The following is a 16492-nucleotide window of genomic DNA, read 5'->3' on the forward strand; positions in this document are numbered from 1 at the left end:
TTATTATGTTTATTCGCTGCCGTTCCCGGTGTTGGCGCGCCAGGGGCGGCGTTATTCTATGCGATTATCAGCTGAGAAGCACTTCCAGGGTAAACTGTTTAGCTAAATTTGTTTTGATGAAATCATCTTCAAGAGTGGCCTTATAGTATTTGATAATTTCATCAACAGATAATTTCCAGCTGGTATTTTTATCTTCTGCCGGATAACTAACAATATAAAGCCCCGCTTCATCTGCAGGGGCAATAACTATTCCCCATTTAGATAGGGCTTTAAAAATACGTTCTTCTTCTGCGGGTGCTACATAGCCCACAAGATCATCAACGGAACAGCCCAGGGCCTTAGCTAATTCTATAAGCATTTCCGGGCCCGGCTGTGTTCCTCTTGTTTCAATTTTGTTATAGGCGTTGGGCTTGATACCGATTTTAGCAGCTAAAGCGGCCTGCGACAAGCCGGCTTTTTCTCTTAAAAAGCGCAAACGCTCTGCAAAATTCATAAAATCACCGCTTTCATTGATTTATGACATTATACACTATCTGTCCAGAAAATGCAATGAAAAGTAAAATTTGTCTATTTTTCTATTGACATTGTACAGCCTGTACTGTATCATATTTATAGCAGTACAGTTTGTACATAAGAAAAGCGAGGTGAAAGCAATATGCAAATGGTGATCGATTCAAAGAAGTTTTACCTGGCCTGCGCGGATAAATGCAAAAGCGTTTCTGCCGTTGCTGTGGAAGCCGGGCTTTCCGGATCTACCCAAGCGCGGATCACAAAAGGCGACGCAAGGTTGAACGCTAAAACGCTGGGCCGCCTTGCTAAAGTGCTGGGTGTTGCGCCTAAAGACTTATTAAAAGAATGACCGGGCAGGCCAGCAGAAATCCACCACAGGGGCAAAAAATAACGCGCTGCCTGCGCCAACAAGCAGCGGGAAAGGAGTAAAACGCAATGACAGATGAAAGGTACATGATGAACGCGCCGGAAGTCGCCGCCGCGCTGGGCGTAAAAATCGGCATGGCCTATAAACTGATCCGGCAATGGAACACGGAATTAAAAGCCCAAGGCAAGCTGACGATCCGGGGCAAGATAAACCGTAAGTTTTTTGAAAGAAAGTTAGAGGTGTAACACATGGAAAGAGAACGGCGTAAAACGAAACGGCAGCGCAGACAATCCCGGCAGGGTGTTTCGCTGCCGTGTGTAGAGTTGCCTTGTGAGGAACTGCAAGGCGTTGCGCTGCCGTGCGCAATCCTGCCTTGTGAGGAATTACAGGGCGTTGCGCTGCCGTGTGTAGAGTTGCCTTGTGAGGAACTGCAAGGCGTAACACTGCCGTGCGCAGTCCTGCCTTGTGGGTATTGAGTTTATAAAGGGGGTAAAAATAAAATGACAGATACTAATTTTCAAGAAATGTTAAACAGGATCACGCCGGAATACCTGCTGGAAACACAGAAAGTCCTGCGCTATATCCAGGACGAATTAGCGAATACAAAAGTACCTGCACCGGACGGCCCGCAGGATTTAACAGAAGATCAACGCACGGTAGTAACGGCGGCTCTGTTAATAGCCTACGGGGAACAAAAGAAAAGCCCCGCCAGCGCGCCAACGCAGACAGGGCAGGCCGCGACTATCCACCACGATAAAAGGGCCTGATTCATTATATCATTGCAGAAGCGGCAGGGCAAGCTGGAAAGAGGTTTTTAATGAAAAAGTTTGCACAGTTTTATAAAGGGGTAAAAACTGGCGGGCGTAGGGGGATATGGACACCGGAAATAGATCCGCAAGTTACTCTAAACAGGGCCGCCAGGCGCAAGGTTGAAAGATCCAGGCGCAAGGCTGAACAGAAAAAGAATTAAAAGGTAAACGCTGGCCAGTATTACCGTGCTGGCCAGCGCAGCCGTATTAATAGGGGGTTGGTGCTATGACACAAAACTATAACAGTATCCCGGCAGAAATGAAAGCCCTGCCGAACTGGGTAGTACACAGGAAAAAAATGCCGTATGATCCAGGGACAGGCTGCCGGGCAAAATCAAACAAGCCTGACACATGGCGCAGCTTTAACGAAGCGGCCCAGGCGTTGCTACGATATGACGGTATTGGCTTTATGTTCGGCGGCAGCGGGTTTGTAGGGGTTGACATTGACCATTGTATAGACGCGCAAGGAACGCTGACCACGGCAGCGGCGGCCATTGTGGAAAATCTTGACAGTTATACAGAAATTTCCACAAGCGGCAGCGGGTTACATATTATCTTAAAGGGAAAAGTGCCGGGCAGTAAAAACAAAACTGGCAATTTTGAAATATATGACGCAGGCCGCTATTTCGTAATGACCGGGAATGTGTACCGGGATAAGCCGATCCGGGCAGATCAGGAACGGATCAATGCTTTTTATAGGCAGTATATTTCAGCAGATCAGGCAGCGGCACCGGGGCAGGAAGTGGCCACGCAGGAAGATACTGACGAAACGGCCCTGCTACTTTTAGACCTTGCCAGCGTTGCCCGGCAGAGCAAAAGCGGGGATTTGTTTATAAAACTGTTTGACCATGGGGACACAACAGATTATCCGAGCCACAGTGAAGCGGATCAGGCCCTTATGAATCTGCTTCCGTTCTATTGTCATGGGGACGCGGAAAAAATGCGGCAGTTTTTCAGCCTTTCCGCGCTGGGTAAGCGGGAAAAATGGCAGCGGAAAGACTACCAGGACGCAACGATAAAAACCGCGCTCAAGTCCTGGGACGGAACATGCTACGATCCGGAAGCATTGAAAATGCAATGGCCGGACGTAATGACAAAAGGCAAGAGTGTTATGCCTGTTAAATATTCCCGGAAAAACGTGGAATACTTATTGCAGCGGCTGGGTGTTACGGCGCGTTTTAATGAAGTGACAAAGACAGTTGATTTTACCGGGCTGTATAACTTATCTTTTGACGCGGTTGTAGCGGCACTGCGGCAGGAAGCGCACAGGCGGGGGCTGGGTATAGGGAAGCAGGATCTTATTGATCTGCTGGGCCTGATCTCTGAAAGGAACAAATATAGCCCGGTTTGCGATTATCTTACCCAGTGCCGCCAGGAATGGGACGGACAAACCGATTATATAGACAGGCTTTTCCGGCTTATTGAATTAGACGAAACATCAGTCCAGGACGCGGAATTTTGTAAAAGGCTGCTGCGCTTGTGGTTAATATCGGCAGTGCGTATTGCGTTCAATGACGGCAGCTTTACGGCGCAGGGTATGCTGATTTTAGAGGGGCGGCAGGGAATTGGCAAAACACGCTTTAAATATTTGCTGCTTCCTGTTTCCACATGGGCGCATGAAATGTCAATAGATCCGACGGTAAAAGACGATCTGTTAAAAGCCGCCCATTACTGGATCATAGAACTGGGCGAATTTAGGGACACAATGCGTTATCAAAAAATTGACCGATTAAAGCAATATATTACACAGCCAAAGGACGCGATCAGGCTGCCCTATACACGCGATACAATAGAATTTCCCCGGAAAACTATTTTTATCGGAACGGTGAACGGCAGTGAATTTTTGCAGGATCATACAGGTAACAGGCGTTACTGGCCCATTGCCGTACAAAATATAAACCTGGACGACAGTTTCCCCAGGAATCAGCTGTGGGGATATGTTATGTACCTGGCTTTTGATATGAAAGAACGCGCCTATTTGACGCAGGAAGAAATTGAAAAGCTTGATAAACAGAATGACTTTTACGAAAGAAAGTCTATTACAGAGCAGCTACTGCGCGATCTGCTGGCCTGGGGGGATCCGCCGGAAGAATGGCGGCAAGTCACAGCTACGGATTTATGTGAAGAAATAGGGCTGAACAAAACGCAAAATGCGCAGGTTGCCAGGGTAATCCGGGGAATGGCAGCGAGGGACAAACGGATAAAAGTACCAACAAACAACATGGAAAAAAATTACACGCTGCCGCGAAGAAATTACGGAGACTTTAAGGAATCGGAAGATGGTATTTTCTAAAAATAGGACGGTAAGCCCAAAATAGGACGGTAACAGGACGGTACATAAAACCATACTAAACCAGCATGGCTGCTGGTGTAGGACGGTGCGGACGGTAGAAAAGCTAAAAAGTTAAAAAAATTAATATATTTTATAATATATGTATGCTGAGGAATATGTGATTTTTTTTAGAGTTTTTCGTTTTTTTACCGTCCTAACCGTCCGCACCGTCCTAACTGACCAAAAAAATTACGGCCTTGTGGAAGAGAACAGAGTTGAAAGGGGTGAATGATAATGAATAGCCTGGAAAAGCTGTACTGCCCTTTAATGCTGGCAGCGGGGGTTATAGCAAAAAGCAGCGGCGGCCCGGTAAAAATGGAAGTGTTTTCCTGCATTAAAAACAGTTGCGCCTGGTGGGTAGGAAATACTGGCGGCGCACAGCCGGGCCCTGCGGAAGAAAGGCTGCACGGCTGCTGTGCTGTTTGTGCTGCGGCAGCGTCTAAAAGGTAGAGGGTGATATAATGGCATTAAGTGAAAAAGCAAAAGAGGAACTGCGGGAGTTTATCCGGCAGGAAGTTAAGAAAGCCGTGCATGAAGAAATGGAACAGGACAGGCGGGAAATGGCCAAACTGGTTTCCGATGTAGAAAACTTCATAGGGGAACACAGAACTACATACGATTAAGGGCAGCCGTAGCAGCTGCCCTTTTTCTTTTAACTGAACGAACAAAGAAAGAATATAATTTTCACAGCCGGAAGCCAGTACTTCCGGGTCTTTTTCCAGGGAACGCCGATAGAACACCGAAAGGATCCCCCCGGTGTTGCTAATCCAGGGGGCAGGGTAACGAATCGGAGGGCATACCCTTTTACGATCCGCACGGTGAATTTCACTTTTCCGGAAGCTGGGCGGCGTCCGGAGGGAATTTTTCCACCCCCTATAAAAAAAGGGGGAAAGGGGCGAAAAAGTATTCTGACCGGAAGCCAGTATTCAAGCGGACTTTTCGCAACGAACAAAGAAAGAACAAAGAAAAAATGAACGGTGAAAGAACGGTGAAACGTTACCCGGCTGGTAATTTCTTTCTTACAGGCAGGGGCGGGGTAGATCGCTACCGCCTTTTGGATCCAAACCGGGTAGCCAGGGACACGCAGAAAACCGCAGAATCAAACAAGGGGTATTGTGGAAAACTGCAAAAATGATCCGTTTTGTAACATGCCCGGAAAAAACAACGCTCTAAAATGGCCGTAGGCGCGTTTAAAACGAGCCACGCATATAAAGTATCAAGCCGAAATAAACAAACACGCCTGCGGCAGCAGGGGAACGGCTGGCGGGTATGCTGCTTATTTTTAATAATGTGTTTCCGTGTAGCTGGAAGTCATTTCGCTATTTCTTATCATTGCCGGGCTGTTTGCGGTGCTGCTGCCCGGCATTAAATATTTTATAGGCATGAAATAAAATGCCTGTTTTGTTCTTTTGTGGTGGACATTTCCTGTATTATTGTGTGTTTTTTCTAAAGACAAAGAAATAATAATATTTTTGGCAAGGAAAATAAAAGAAAAAACGCTGAAAGCCGCATGAATACTGGCGTTTCAGCGTTATAATTATTTTACGTCCGATAATATGAATTATGTAAAATTGTTACACTGTTACACAAAATAAATTGTTTACATCATAATATCAAAGGTGTATAATAAAGTCAAGCTAATTTTGAAAGAGGTGTTCACGAATGGCAGATACTACTGTTTCAGTAAATGTGCGTTTCCCACAAGCGGCAGCTGACGGAGTAAAAGCCCTTGCAGATATTCAAGGCGTTACTGTTTCTGATTATATCCGGGCATTAGTTGCGGCAGATCTTGAAAAGAATCGTGCTGTACTTAATGACTATCAAAATAAGCTGGCAGAGTTGCGGCGCAAAATGAAAGAGTAAAGCGTACTAAAATCGTACTACTTTTTGAAAAACAACATAAAAAAACGGTGTTTTATGAAAAGAAATAACGTAAAAATGCGCTTGTAAACTGGTTTTAAATATATTAAAATCGTGGTATAGTCTAAAGAGTACTGCCAAAGGAGGAAACTGTCGTGAAACAACCGTTAGTGGAGGCAATGGAACGTTATCTGCAGGAGCAGGTGTATCCGCTGCATACGCCGGGCCACAAAGGCGGCCGGGGCATGGCGGAACCGCTGCGTTCGCTGCTGGGTTCCACTGCGTTACGGATGGACGTTTCCCTCATGAGCGAGCTGGACGACATCCACGCGCCTTGCGGCTGTATCAGAGAAGCACAGGAAGAGGCGGCAAAGTTATATGGGAGCGATGCCTGCTTTTTTGCAGTGAACGGAACGACGGGCGCCATTCATGCCATGTTGCTTACGGCGCTGCAGCCGGGCGACAGGATTCTGGTTCCCCGGAATGCCCACCGCAGTGTGACAGGCGGACTGATTCTGGCAGACGCAGTGCCTGTGTATGTTCAGCCTGCATATATAAAAGAGTTTGGTATGCAGGGGCAGGTTACGCCGGAGCAGGTGAAAGAAGCGTTTGCGGTGTGCCCGGGTCTAAAAGCAGTGCTGCTGACGTCTCCTAATTATTTCGGCATGGCGGCAGAAGTAAAACAGATTGCTGAGATTGCTCACGCCCATAACGCGGTGCTGTTAGTGGATGAAGCGCACGGTCCCCACTTAGGTTTTCATGATCAATTTCCGCCTTCTGCCATGCATTGCGGGGCGGATATGGCAGCCCAGAGCACCCATAAAATCTTAGGGGCGCTGACCCAGTGTTCTTTATTGCAGGTGAAAGGTGCGCGTATCGATCTGCGTCACGCGGCGGATGTAATGAGCCTGCTTACTACGACAAGTCCCAACTATCTGCTGATGGGTTCTCTGGACGCGGCCCGCGCCCAGCTGGCGGAACGGGGTGCTGTCATGTTAGAGGATGCGTTACGGGCTGCGCAGATGTTGCGCAATAGTTTGGCGAAAATTCCGGGGCTGCACGTCATCCGTCCGGAAGACGTGGCAGGTAAGTATGGAATTGCTGCACTAGACAGTACAAAGGTTACTATAAATTTGAAAGAGTGGGGCGTCAGCGGTGTTACCATTGGAGAAGCCCTGCGCAAAGAAAAAATCGCGGTGGAACTGGTAGATCTGCAGAACGTTTTGTTCCTGGTGACGTATGCGGACTGGGCGCCGGTGCAGTGGCAGGATACGGTGAATCGGATCTGTAAAACATTGCAGAAACTGCGACCGGTGAAGAATCCGCTGGAAGCAAGATCTGTGGAACAGGTCAAAGCGTTGGAAACGGAAGCGGCGGAAAAAGAAAAGGCGCAACAGGCGGAGATTCCGGTAACAGAAGCTGCCGTGCCGATGCGTACCGTATTTTACGGAAAAAAGAAAACGGTCCCGCTTTCCGGGGCAGTCGGCCTGATTTGTGCTGAGCCAATCAGTTTTTACCCGCCCGGCATCCCCGTGATTTTGCCCGGGGAGCGGTTTACAGATAAAATTGTTGCATGGTGCTGTCTGATGAAACAGCAGGGGCTGCCTGTCAGCGGACCGGCAGACACTTCGCTGCAGACCGTGAGGGTGCTGACACAAGAGTGAAAAGAATGTAATTCTTTAACAGGTAAAAACGTTATAAAATACACTGCCTGATGACAGTGTGTTAAAGATATAGTATTTTTAGAAAGGAACATCCGGTTTTATGGCTGGATTTAATGTGAAAGCAATGAAAAAAGGTTGTTTCATTACGATGGAGGGGGTAGACGGCAGCGGTAAGACTACCCAGCTGCAGTTGACGGCCAGGTATCTGCTGGACCGCGGCTACGAAGTGGTGACCACCCGGGAACCGGGCGGTACGAAACTGGCGGAACGGATCCGTAACGTAGTGCTGGATGCAGATGCTGCTGTGAATCCGAGAACGGAAGTGCTGTTATATCTGGCAGCCCGGGCGGAGCATGTGGAAAAAGTAATCCGGCCTGCGCTGGAAGAGGGCAAAATTGTGCTCTGTGACCGCTTTGCGGATTCCACGATGGTGTATCAGGGGTTTGTCCGCGGGGTTGAGATTGATAAAGTAAAAGCTCTTTGTGCATTTGCCGCGGACAACGTGCAACCGGAACTGACGATCCTGCTGGACGCCGCGCCGGAAGCTTTGCTGCAGCGCAGGGCGGACAGGGGCGTGCAGGACCGTTTTGAACAGGAAGGTCTGGACTTCCAGAAAAAAGTGCGGGATGGTTTTTTACTGCTGGCGAATGCTGATCCGGAACGCGTTAAAAAGGTTCATGCGCTGCAGCCTGCGGAAGCCGTGCAGGCAGAAATCCAGAAAATATTACGGGATGCCGGATTTTAGAAACCGGACAGGAATAAACTTAATTTTTAAGTTAGAAAAAGTATTCGCAAAACCGTTCATGATTGCTATTCCATGGATTCATTCGCCTATGGCTTCGAAACTCGGGGCTTCGCCCCTCAAACAGTCTCGCCATAACGGCGAATTTCACCTCATGGAATGTTGCAATCATTCCCGACGTTTTGCTCATATCTTTTCCTAACCAATATTTTTAAGCTTTCTTACAGGTGCGCTATGTTTGACCAGATCGTAGGACATAAACAGAATAAAGAGTTCCTGGCACGATTCTTAAATCGGGAAGAACGGCCTCACGCGTTGTTGTTCTACGGACCGGAGGGAATCGGCAAATGCCTGCTGGCCAAAGAGTTTGCCAGAGCGTTTCTGTGCCTGGGTTCCTCACAGGGAGATAGGCCCTGCAATCAGTGTGAAAGCTGCCGCCTGCTGAACTTTGAAACCGGCAACTTCGCTCATCCGGATTACCTGTACTTCGACCCCATGACAGATGAGGAACAGGAAAAGAAAAAAACAAAAATTATTTCCGTGAGCCAGATCCGCAATTTAATTAAACAGTCCGCGTTCGGTCCCACATTGTCAAAACAAAAAATCTGCATTGTCAACGAAGCGGACACCATGAATACGGAAGCGGCCAATTCGCTGTTGAAACTGCTGGAGGAACCGCCGGACAAATGGTTCTTTATTCTGGTGGCTTCGTCGGTGAGCCGTCTCCTGCCCACCATTTTATCCCGGGTGATTCAGGTGCGGTTTACGCCGCTGTCTGTGCAGGAAACAAAAAAAGCATTACTGACTAAAGATATTCCCGAGGCCGAAGCGGACCTGCTGGCGCATCTGTCTGATGGGTCGTTAGGACAGGCGCTCCGGTTCCGGGAAGAACGGATCATGGACTACCGCAATGCAGCCTTGAAGTTTGTAGCGGAGTTTCCCATGCAGGCGCCCATGACCTATCTGCTGAATGAAGATTATTTTTCTGATGTGATCCCCTCTTCCGGTGGCAATGAGCAACTGCAGCGTTTTGTGACAATGACGGTTTTGCTGTTGCGGGACTTGCTGTTTGTGAAGAGCGGGTTATCGAATCAGATTTTTAATATAGATGCGTTGCCTCAATTGCAGGCCATAGCAAAAAAATGGGATGAGAGAAGAATCCATCAGGCCTCGGAGGCGGCGCAGGAAGCAGCGGCAGCCGCAGTGCGGCGGGCCAACACCAAAAGTGTGTTGGACAATGTAACCTTTAAGATTAATGCATGCTGCGAAGGAAGATTGTAATAATATGATTTGAAAGAGTTCTGTATTCCCGGCGGTCTGTCCTTTGGCAGAAAGGAGACCGGTATGAAAGAGTTCTTTCGTGAAGGTTTATGCCGCTGAATCCTGGCGGCGGAATGGAGGTTAGTGTGAAAAAAGTTGTAGGAATCCGTTTTAAGAAAACGTGCAAAATATATTATTTTGATCCGCTGGATATCGAATTTGTGTCAGGGGATCACGTCATTGTGGAAACGGCACGGGGCATGGAATATGGAACGGTGTCCATCGGTACCCGGGAAATTCCGGAAGAACAGATCAAGGCTCCGCTGAAGCCGATCCTTCGCAAAGCCACACCGGAAGATGAGGAAACGGTGATTCAGAACCAGGTACGGGAGCGGGAGGCTTTCAATATCTGTCAGCGCCGGATTCAGCGTCACGGGCTGGAAATGAATCTGGTGGATGTGGAATTTACTTTTGATATTAATAAAATCATTTTCTATTTTACGGCAGACGGTCGTATTGATTTCCGGGAACTGGTGAAAGATCTGGCTTCCGTATTCCGTACCCGCATCGAGCTGCGGCAGATCGGAGTTCGGGATGAAGCCCGGATGGTGGGCGGCATCGGCAGCTGCGGGCGGCCTTTGTGCTGTGCCAGCTGGCTGGGAGATTTTGAACCGGTTTCCATCCGTATGGCAAAGAATCAGAATTTGTCTCTGAATCCTACCAAAATTTCCGGCAGCTGCGGACGCCTGATGTGCTGCCTTAAATATGAAGATTATATGTATGCCAAAGAAAAAGGAAAAGGAAGCCGGCCCCGGAAGGAATATGCGGAAGCGCCTCAGGTGGGCTCCATGGTGGCCACCAGTATGGGCAAGGGCAAGGTTACTACCGTAAACAAAGCCAAACATACTGCTACGGTGCAGCTTTCCCCGGATAATGTGGTGACGCTGGAGTGGGATGAGTTGATTGACGCATCCCAGGCTATGGATGACGATTAAGAAAATGGAGTGTTGTGCTTAATGCCAATACCTGTTGGAATTAAGATAATTTTTACAAAAAGCTATGAGCGAAATCAGAGAAGATTACCTGCCGGGGTGCGGATATAAAATTTATCAGGACCCGGCGGAGTTTACCTTTACGACCGATTCCGTATTTCTGGCCCACTTTCCCCATTTGGCCAACAAAGCGAAAGTGTTGGAATTAGGCTGCGGCACCGGGGCTATCAGTTTTTATCTGGCAGCCCGGGGCGCGGTGGAAGTGACCGGGCTGGATGTGAATCCCCGGATGGTGGAACTGTTCAACCGCAGTGCGGAGGCGAACGGGATTTTCTGGCAGGAAGAGGCAGAGACCGGTGCAACTGAGATGAAAGCAGAAGTGCGAAAGCGCGGAGCTGTTTCTGTGACAGACGACTCTGTACCCGAATCCAAGAAACTTGCGCCTAAAGTTCATGCGCTGGAGTGGGATATAAAAGAAATAAAAAGTTTTTGCCCGACAGAATCGTTTGATTTGGTTGTTGCTAATCCGCCGTATCGAAACAGCGGCAGGGAGCGGACCATAGGAACCGGTGCCTGCCACGAAAAAACTGCAGTGCTGGAAGATTTTTTTGCGGCCGCCTGTTATGCGCTGCACAGTCGGGGGCGTTTTGCCCTGGTGCAGCTGCCGGAACGGTTCATGGAATCCATGGAACTGGCTATCAGATATAACCTGCAGCCTAAAAAACTTCAGTGGGTCCATGCTTCCGTAGATAAACCGGCCTGGATCTTTTTGCTGGAAATGGTAAAAAACGGAAGCTACGGATTAGAAGTGTTGCCGCCGCTGATTATGTATAATGCGGACGGCACGCTGACGGAGCAGGCGAAAAGACAAATGGAGAAAGATTAAAATAGATTAGAAGTTAGAAGAACACTAGCAGCGTGATAAGATTGAGCAAAACATTGAGAGCGTTTGTGTAATTCCATGAGATGAAATGCGCCGCGGTGGCGAGACTGTTTGAGGGGCGAAGCCCCGAGTTTCGAAGCCACAGGCGCATGAGTCCATGGAATCACAAACGTGAACAGTTTTGCGAAATCTTATCATGCTATAGAATTTTCAAACTTTTATGCTGTGTTTTTGGAGACCTTATGTCCGGTACATTATTTTTGGTCGCAACCCCTATCGGAAATCTGGGCGACATGACGCCGCGGGCGGTGCAGGTGCTGACGGATGCTGATTTAATTGCAGCGGAAGACACCCGGCGCACGCTGCAGCTGCTGAACCATTTTTCCATTAAGGGAAAGCTGATCCATTACGACGAAAACAATAAAGAGAAGCAGGGACCTGTTTTACTGCAGGAACTGCTGCAGGGAAACAATGTAGCGCTGGTAACTGACGCAGGCTTTCCGGGGATTTCGGATCCGGGGGAGGCCATGGCGCAGCTGGCTATTGAAAACGGCATCACCGTCACGCCGGTGCCGGGTGCCAATGCCTGCCTTACGGCTCTGGTAGCTTCGGGACTTCCGTCCACGCCTTTCTTTTTCGGAGCGTTTCTGCCAAAAAGCAAAAAGAACCGGAGAGAGCAGCTGGAAAAATGGAAGCAGATTCCCGCGACCGTTGTGTTATATGAAGCGCCTCACCGGATCGTGGAAGTGCTGGAAGAAATTCTGGCAGTATGGGGCGACCGGCAGATGGCCTTCGGCAGGGAGTTGACCAAGCTGCACGAAGAGTTCTGGCGGGGAAGTGTTTTACAGGCAATATCGTATTTAAAGGAAAACCCGCCCCGGGGCGAATTTGTGCTGGTAATCGCCCAGGCGGAAGAAAAACCGCCGGACGATGTGGGTGACACAGACCCGCTGGACATGGTGAAAGAAAAAATTACAAAAGGCGTTCCCAAAAAAGAAGCGTTAAGTGAAATCGCAAAACAGTTTAAAATTCCCAAACGGGATTTATATAACCGCTTGATTCAGGAGCAGGAAAAAGAGTAAAATATAAGATGTAGATAAATTTTCATGTTAGAACTTTTTTCTACACGATGAGATAAGCATTAGGAATTAAAGCGTTTGACAAAATTCAGGTAACAATTCTGCAAGGCAGACATACTATATAAAAGGAAGAAGGGTTTGTCATGGAAAACAAAGAAAAGAAACCGTTTTTTATTACCACGCCGATTTATTATCCCAGTGAAAAACTGCACATCGGTCATGCTTACTGCACCACGGTGGCGGATGCCATTGCCCGCTATCACCGGGCCAAAGGGGAAGATGTTTTTTTCCTCACCGGCAGCGATGAGCACGGGCAGAAGATTCAGCGCAAAGCGGAAGATCTGGGTATTACGCCCATTGAATATGTAGATAAAATCGTGGCTACCTTCCAGAGCTTGTGGAAACGGCTGGAAGTTTCCAACAATGATTTTCTCCGCACCACCCAGGAGCGCCACGAAAAAGTGGTGCAGGCCGTGATGCAGCAGATTTACGATAAAGGTGACATTTACAAGAAAAACTATGAAGGCTGGTACTGTGTGCCCTGTGAATCCTTCTGGACCGAGCATCAGCTGGTGGACGGGAACTGCCCCGACTGCGGCCGTCCCGTAGAAAAGATGCAGGAAGAAAGCTATTTCTTCAAGATGAGCAAGTACGCGGACCGCATGCTGCAATACATTGACGAGCATCCGGATTTCATCCAGCCGGTGGCCCGCCGCAACGAAATGATCAACTTTATCAAACAGGGACTGGAAGATCTTTGCGTAACCCGCACTTCCTTTGACTGGGGCATCAAGGCGCCCTTCGATCCCAAGCATGTAGTCTATGTCTGGTTTGACGCCCTGTTGAACTACATGACTGCCGTCGGTTATAAATCGGATGAAGAAATGTTCAAAAAATACTGGCCGGCAGATATTCACCTGGTGGGCAAGGAAATCGTGCGTTTCCATTCCATCATCTGGCCTATCATGCTGATGGCCATGGAAGAAGAAATCCCGAAAAAAGTGTATGGTCACGGCTGGCTGGTAGTGGACGGCACCAAGATGAGCAAGTCCATCGGCAACGTGGTTGACCCCAACGGCCTGATTGACGAATTCGGAGCAGACGCAATCCGTTATTTCCTGCTGCGGGAAATCAATCTGGGCAGTGACGGCAACTTCAGCCGCGACGCTCTCATCAACCGTATCAACGCAGACCTGGCCAACGATCTGGGCAACCTGCTGTACCGTACGGTCAGCATGGTGGAAAAATACCACGACGGCGAACTGAAAAACTGCCCGGCCGTAGCCCTGGATGTGGATACGGATCTGGTCAAACTGACAGAAGCCACACTGGTTTCGTATCAGGAACATATGGATAAGCTGGAAATCAATGACGCCATCAAAGCGGTATGGAGTCTTGTAGCCAGCGCCAACAAATATATTGATGACACGGCGCCCTGGAAGCTGGTCAAAGAACCGGCCGATGCCGACCGTCTGCATCTGGTGCTGTACAACCTGGCGGAAGTACTTCGCTTTGTAGCTGTGATGATCGAGCCTTTCATTCCGGGAACTACGCCGGAAATCTTAAAACAGCTGGGACTGGAATGCAAAGAACAGAACCTGCTGGAAGATTTAACGTGGGGCGGTATTGCCGACGGCACCAAAGTAGTGAAGGGCGAACCGCTGTATCCGCGTATTGATGTGCTGCCGGACGGTCGTACCCTCATCGGTGCCACCAAAAAATATGCAGGCAAGGTGTACAATCCGGAAACCGGAAAACATGAAGAGTATCATCCGGAACCGGTCAAAGCAGCCAATAATAAAAAAGAGAAAAAGAATGGTACTAAAAAAATCGATGCCTTAGCAGAAGCCCAGGCCAAGGCGGAAGAAGCCAAAGCCAAAGCCCTGGCGGCCAAGGAAGCGGCAGCGAAAAAAGCAACGTCGGCAGCGGATGCGGCCAGTGACGCAGTAGCGGCGGCGGGCGATGCAGCCAAAGCAGTAGGCGGCGCGGTGTTAGCGGCGGTGGCTTCGGCCCGTGCACGGGTCAGCGCGGCGGCGGACGATGCGGTGCGCACGGCAACGGAAGTGAAGAATGCTGCATTAGAAGCGGCACGGGGCGGTGACGCGGCAAAATCGGCGCCGGCAGCAGAGGGTGAAATTACCATTGACGACTTTGCCAAGATTGACCTGCGGGTAGCTAAAATCCTGTCTGCGGAACGGGTGCCTAAAACGGATAAGCTGATGAAGATTCAGGTGCAGCTGGGCGAAGAAGAACGCACCATCGTTTCCGGCATTGCCCAGTATTACACACCGGAAGAACTGGTAGGCCGAAATGTTATCGTCATTAAGAATCTGAAGCCTACCAAACTGCGGGGCATTATGTCGTACGGCATGCTGCTGGCGGCGTCAGATGGCGAAGGCAATCTGGTGCTGGCGGACGCGCCCAATATTAAGAGCGGGAGCAAAGTGAAGTAGATGTCAAGATTAGGTATCATAGACACTCATGCCCATTTAGATGACAACCGTTTTGATTCAGACCGTGCTGCGGTGATGGAACGGCTGGCCAATGATATGGAAGCGGTCATCACCCAGGGAACCACGTATGAATCTTCCGTTGCATCCGTCAACATGGCGGAGCAGTATGATTTTGTGTATGCCGCAGTGGGCTGGCATCCGGAAGATCTGGCTGGTATCAAAGACGAAAGCTACGTTGCCGAACTGGAACGGCTGGCCCGGGAGCATACAAAAGTGGTGGCCATCGGGGAAATCGGGCTGGATTATTATTGGAAGGAAAACGAGCCGAAGGAAGTGCAGCTGCTGCGGTTGAAACAGCAGTGCGACCTGGCATATTCCCTGGACTTGCCGGTCGTGATCCATAACCGGGAAGCCCACGGCGACTGCCTGAACTTTTTCCGGAATGAAGTTCCCAAAGAACTGAAGGTGGTGTTCCACTGTTATTCCGGTTCCCTGGAAATGGCGAAGGAACTGTGGAAACGCGGTTACTATTTAGGCTTTGGCGGAACATCTACCTATAAGAATAACAAGAAGGTGCGGGAAGTGCTGGCAGCCTGTCCGGAAGAGTCGTTTGTCCTGGAGACGGATTGTCCCTATCTGGCTCCGGAACCGTTCCGGGGACGGCGCAACGACCCAAGCCTGACAGAATATGTTGCCAAAAACGCGGCCCTGGTCCGGGGCACAAGTTTTGAGCATATTGCGGAGCAGACCACGAAGAATGCCCGCATGTTGTTTAACAAAATGAAATAAAAAAGCAAAAGAGGGATGAGACCATGGAGGATGGCGAAAAGAAGGTTTCCGTATCTGCATTAAAGGCGATTAAAGACAGACGCAGTATCCGTAAATTTAAATCAGAACCCATTTCCGAAATGGACCTGCACACAATTTTGGAGGCAGGGATAGCGGCTCCTTCTTCCAAAAACCGGCAGCCCTGGCACTTTACGGTGGTACGGGGAGAGGCCAAAGAAGAGCTGACCCGTGTCATGGAACGGGGGCTGAATCTGGAAGTGAAAGCCCACGAGCCGTTTTTGCCGGACAGCATGAAATTTATCAACGGAGCCTTTACCAGCGTGAATGTAATGCGGGAGGCTCCGGTGGTCGTGCTGGTCTCCAATGAACGGGGCAAAGGCATTGACTTTACAGATAATCTGTCCGTAGATGAGCGGGTGGCAGAAATCTGTAATGTGCAGTCTGTAGCGGCAGCCATTGAAAATATGCTGCTGGCTGCGCAGGAACTGGGAATCGGAAGCCTGTGGATCTGCGATGTCTTCTTTGCGTATCCGGAAATTTCCGCATGGCTGGAAAAGAAAAATCCGGGACACGGCATGCTGGTGGCAACTCTTGCTTTTGGTTACGGAGAGGAAGCCCCCAGGGCCCGGGCGCGGAAAACGCTGCACGACGTGGCAACGTTTATTAAATAATCCATAGCAGCGTTATTTTTATTGCTCTTACAGCGTCAAAAATCGCTGCCACTCAGGGAAGTCTTTAGAGTGAAAGCGATT

The 16492-nt window shown here is 49.3% G+C and carries 17 protein-coding genes; 16 read left to right on the top strand and 1 reads right to left on the bottom strand.

Annotated features, from left to right (window positions below):
* Positions 1-67: 67 nt before the first annotated feature.
* A complete protein-coding gene (locus tag QZV31_RS06110; RefSeq protein WP_295359074.1) occupies positions 68-493 on the bottom strand; it encodes a helix-turn-helix transcriptional regulator in 426 nt (141 codons plus the stop codon).
* Between the two features lie 162 nt (positions 494-655).
* On the opposite strand from QZV31_RS06110, the gene QZV31_RS06115 reads away from it, so the two are divergent.
* The 16 genes from QZV31_RS06115 to QZV31_RS06190 all read left to right on the top strand — a co-directional run bounded on the left by QZV31_RS06115 (position 656) and on the right by QZV31_RS06190 (position 16411).
* A complete protein-coding gene (locus QZV31_RS06115) occupies positions 656-859 on the top strand; it encodes a helix-turn-helix transcriptional regulator (RefSeq protein ID WP_295359076.1) in 204 nt (67 codons plus the stop codon).
* A gap of 86 nt (positions 860-945) precedes the next feature.
* Complete coding sequence (locus QZV31_RS06120) at positions 946-1122, top strand: hypothetical protein (protein ID WP_295359078.1); 177 nt, start codon at positions 946-948, stop codon at positions 1120-1122.
* 255 nt (positions 1123-1377) lie between these two features.
* Positions 1378-1644 (top strand): hypothetical protein, encoded by a 267-nt coding sequence (locus tag QZV31_RS06125; RefSeq protein ID WP_295359080.1) that lies wholly within the window; start codon positions 1378-1380, stop codon positions 1642-1644.
* Positions 1645-1912: 268 nt separating this feature from the next.
* Complete coding sequence (locus tag QZV31_RS06130; protein WP_295359082.1) at positions 1913-3979, top strand: VapE domain-containing protein; 2067 nt, start codon at positions 1913-1915, stop codon at positions 3977-3979.
* Positions 3980-4252: 273 nt separating this feature from the next.
* Positions 4253-4468, top strand: a complete 216-nt coding sequence (locus QZV31_RS06135; protein ID WP_295359084.1) for a hypothetical protein — start codon at positions 4253-4255, stop codon at positions 4466-4468.
* A gap of 11 nt (positions 4469-4479) precedes the next feature.
* Positions 4480-4641, top strand: coding sequence for a hypothetical protein (locus QZV31_RS06140; protein ID WP_295359086.1), 162 nt, complete (start codon positions 4480-4482; stop codon positions 4639-4641).
* 1039 nt (positions 4642-5680) lie between these two features.
* Positions 5681-5881 carry a hypothetical protein gene (locus QZV31_RS06145; protein ID WP_295359088.1) on the top strand — a complete coding sequence of 67 codons (201 nt, stop codon included), beginning with the start codon at positions 5681-5683 and terminating at the stop codon, positions 5879-5881.
* Between the two features lie 152 nt (positions 5882-6033).
* Positions 6034-7542, top strand: a complete 1509-nt coding sequence (locus QZV31_RS06150; RefSeq protein ID WP_295359090.1) for an aminotransferase class I/II-fold pyridoxal phosphate-dependent enzyme — start codon at positions 6034-6036, stop codon at positions 7540-7542.
* 100 nt (positions 7543-7642) lie between these two features.
* Positions 7643-8287: a dTMP kinase gene (gene tmk / locus QZV31_RS06155; protein ID WP_295359092.1), complete on the top strand. Its 645-nt coding sequence runs from the start codon at positions 7643-7645 to the stop codon at positions 8285-8287.
* A 231-nt stretch (positions 8288-8518) separates the two neighbouring features.
* Positions 8519-9565, top strand: a complete 1047-nt coding sequence (locus QZV31_RS06160) for a DNA polymerase III subunit (protein ID WP_295359094.1) — start codon at positions 8519-8521, stop codon at positions 9563-9565.
* A gap of 125 nt (positions 9566-9690) precedes the next feature.
* Positions 9691-10539 (top strand): stage 0 sporulation family protein, encoded by an 849-nt coding sequence (locus QZV31_RS06165; RefSeq protein WP_093730919.1) that lies wholly within the window; start codon positions 9691-9693, stop codon positions 10537-10539.
* Positions 10540-10603: 64 nt separating this feature from the next.
* On the top strand, positions 10604-11422 hold the full coding sequence (locus tag QZV31_RS06170; protein WP_295359096.1) for a methyltransferase: 819 nt from the start codon (positions 10604-10606) through the stop codon (positions 11420-11422).
* A gap of 239 nt (positions 11423-11661) precedes the next feature.
* On the top strand, positions 11662-12501 hold the full coding sequence (rsmI, locus tag QZV31_RS06175) for a 16S rRNA (cytidine(1402)-2'-O)-methyltransferase (protein WP_295359098.1): 840 nt from the start codon (positions 11662-11664) through the stop codon (positions 12499-12501).
* Positions 12502-12641: 140 nt separating this feature from the next.
* On the top strand, positions 12642-14951 hold the full coding sequence (gene metG, locus QZV31_RS06180) for a methionine--tRNA ligase (protein WP_295359100.1): 2310 nt from the start codon (positions 12642-12644) through the stop codon (positions 14949-14951).
* Positions 14952-15740 (top strand): TatD family hydrolase, encoded by a 789-nt coding sequence (locus tag QZV31_RS06185; RefSeq protein WP_295359102.1) that lies wholly within the window; start codon positions 14952-14954, stop codon positions 15738-15740.
* Between the two features lie 23 nt (positions 15741-15763).
* A complete protein-coding gene (locus QZV31_RS06190) occupies positions 15764-16411 on the top strand; it encodes a nitroreductase family protein (protein ID WP_295359104.1) in 648 nt (215 codons plus the stop codon).
* Positions 16412-16492: the final 81 nt, after the last annotated feature.

Origin of the sequence: uncultured Succiniclasticum sp. (assembly GCF_902793885.1) — a bacterium.
In the GTDB taxonomy this organism is placed as follows: Bacteria; Bacillota; Negativicutes; order Acidaminococcales; family Acidaminococcaceae; genus Succiniclasticum.

Coding starts and splice junctions, on each gene's coding strand:
- QZV31_RS06110 (WP_295359074.1), bottom strand. CDS start 493: ATGAATTTTGCAGAGCGTTTGCGCTTTTTAAGAGAAAAAGCCGGCTTG.
- QZV31_RS06115 (WP_295359076.1), top strand. CDS start 656: ATGCAAATGGTGATCGATTCAAAGAAGTTTTACCTGGCCTGCGCGGAT.
- QZV31_RS06120 (WP_295359078.1), top strand. CDS start 946: ATGACAGATGAAAGGTACATGATGAACGCGCCGGAAGTCGCCGCCGCG.
- QZV31_RS06125 (WP_295359080.1), top strand. CDS start 1,378: ATGACAGATACTAATTTTCAAGAAATGTTAAACAGGATCACGCCGGAA.
- QZV31_RS06130 (WP_295359082.1), top strand. CDS start 1,913: ATGACACAAAACTATAACAGTATCCCGGCAGAAATGAAAGCCCTGCCG.
- QZV31_RS06135 (WP_295359084.1), top strand. CDS start 4,253: ATGAATAGCCTGGAAAAGCTGTACTGCCCTTTAATGCTGGCAGCGGGG.
- QZV31_RS06140 (WP_295359086.1), top strand. CDS start 4,480: ATGGCATTAAGTGAAAAAGCAAAAGAGGAACTGCGGGAGTTTATCCGG.
- QZV31_RS06145 (WP_295359088.1), top strand. CDS start 5,681: ATGGCAGATACTACTGTTTCAGTAAATGTGCGTTTCCCACAAGCGGCA.
- tmk (WP_295359092.1), top strand. CDS start 7,643: ATGGCTGGATTTAATGTGAAAGCAATGAAAAAAGGTTGTTTCATTACG.
- QZV31_RS06160 (WP_295359094.1), top strand. CDS start 8,519: ATGTTTGACCAGATCGTAGGACATAAACAGAATAAAGAGTTCCTGGCA.
- QZV31_RS06170 (WP_295359096.1), top strand. CDS start 10,604: ATGAGCGAAATCAGAGAAGATTACCTGCCGGGGTGCGGATATAAAATT.
- rsmI (WP_295359098.1), top strand. CDS start 11,662: ATGTCCGGTACATTATTTTTGGTCGCAACCCCTATCGGAAATCTGGGC.
- metG (WP_295359100.1), top strand. CDS start 12,642: ATGGAAAACAAAGAAAAGAAACCGTTTTTTATTACCACGCCGATTTAT.
- QZV31_RS06185 (WP_295359102.1), top strand. CDS start 14,952: ATGTCAAGATTAGGTATCATAGACACTCATGCCCATTTAGATGACAAC.
- QZV31_RS06190 (WP_295359104.1), top strand. CDS start 15,764: ATGGAGGATGGCGAAAAGAAGGTTTCCGTATCTGCATTAAAGGCGATT.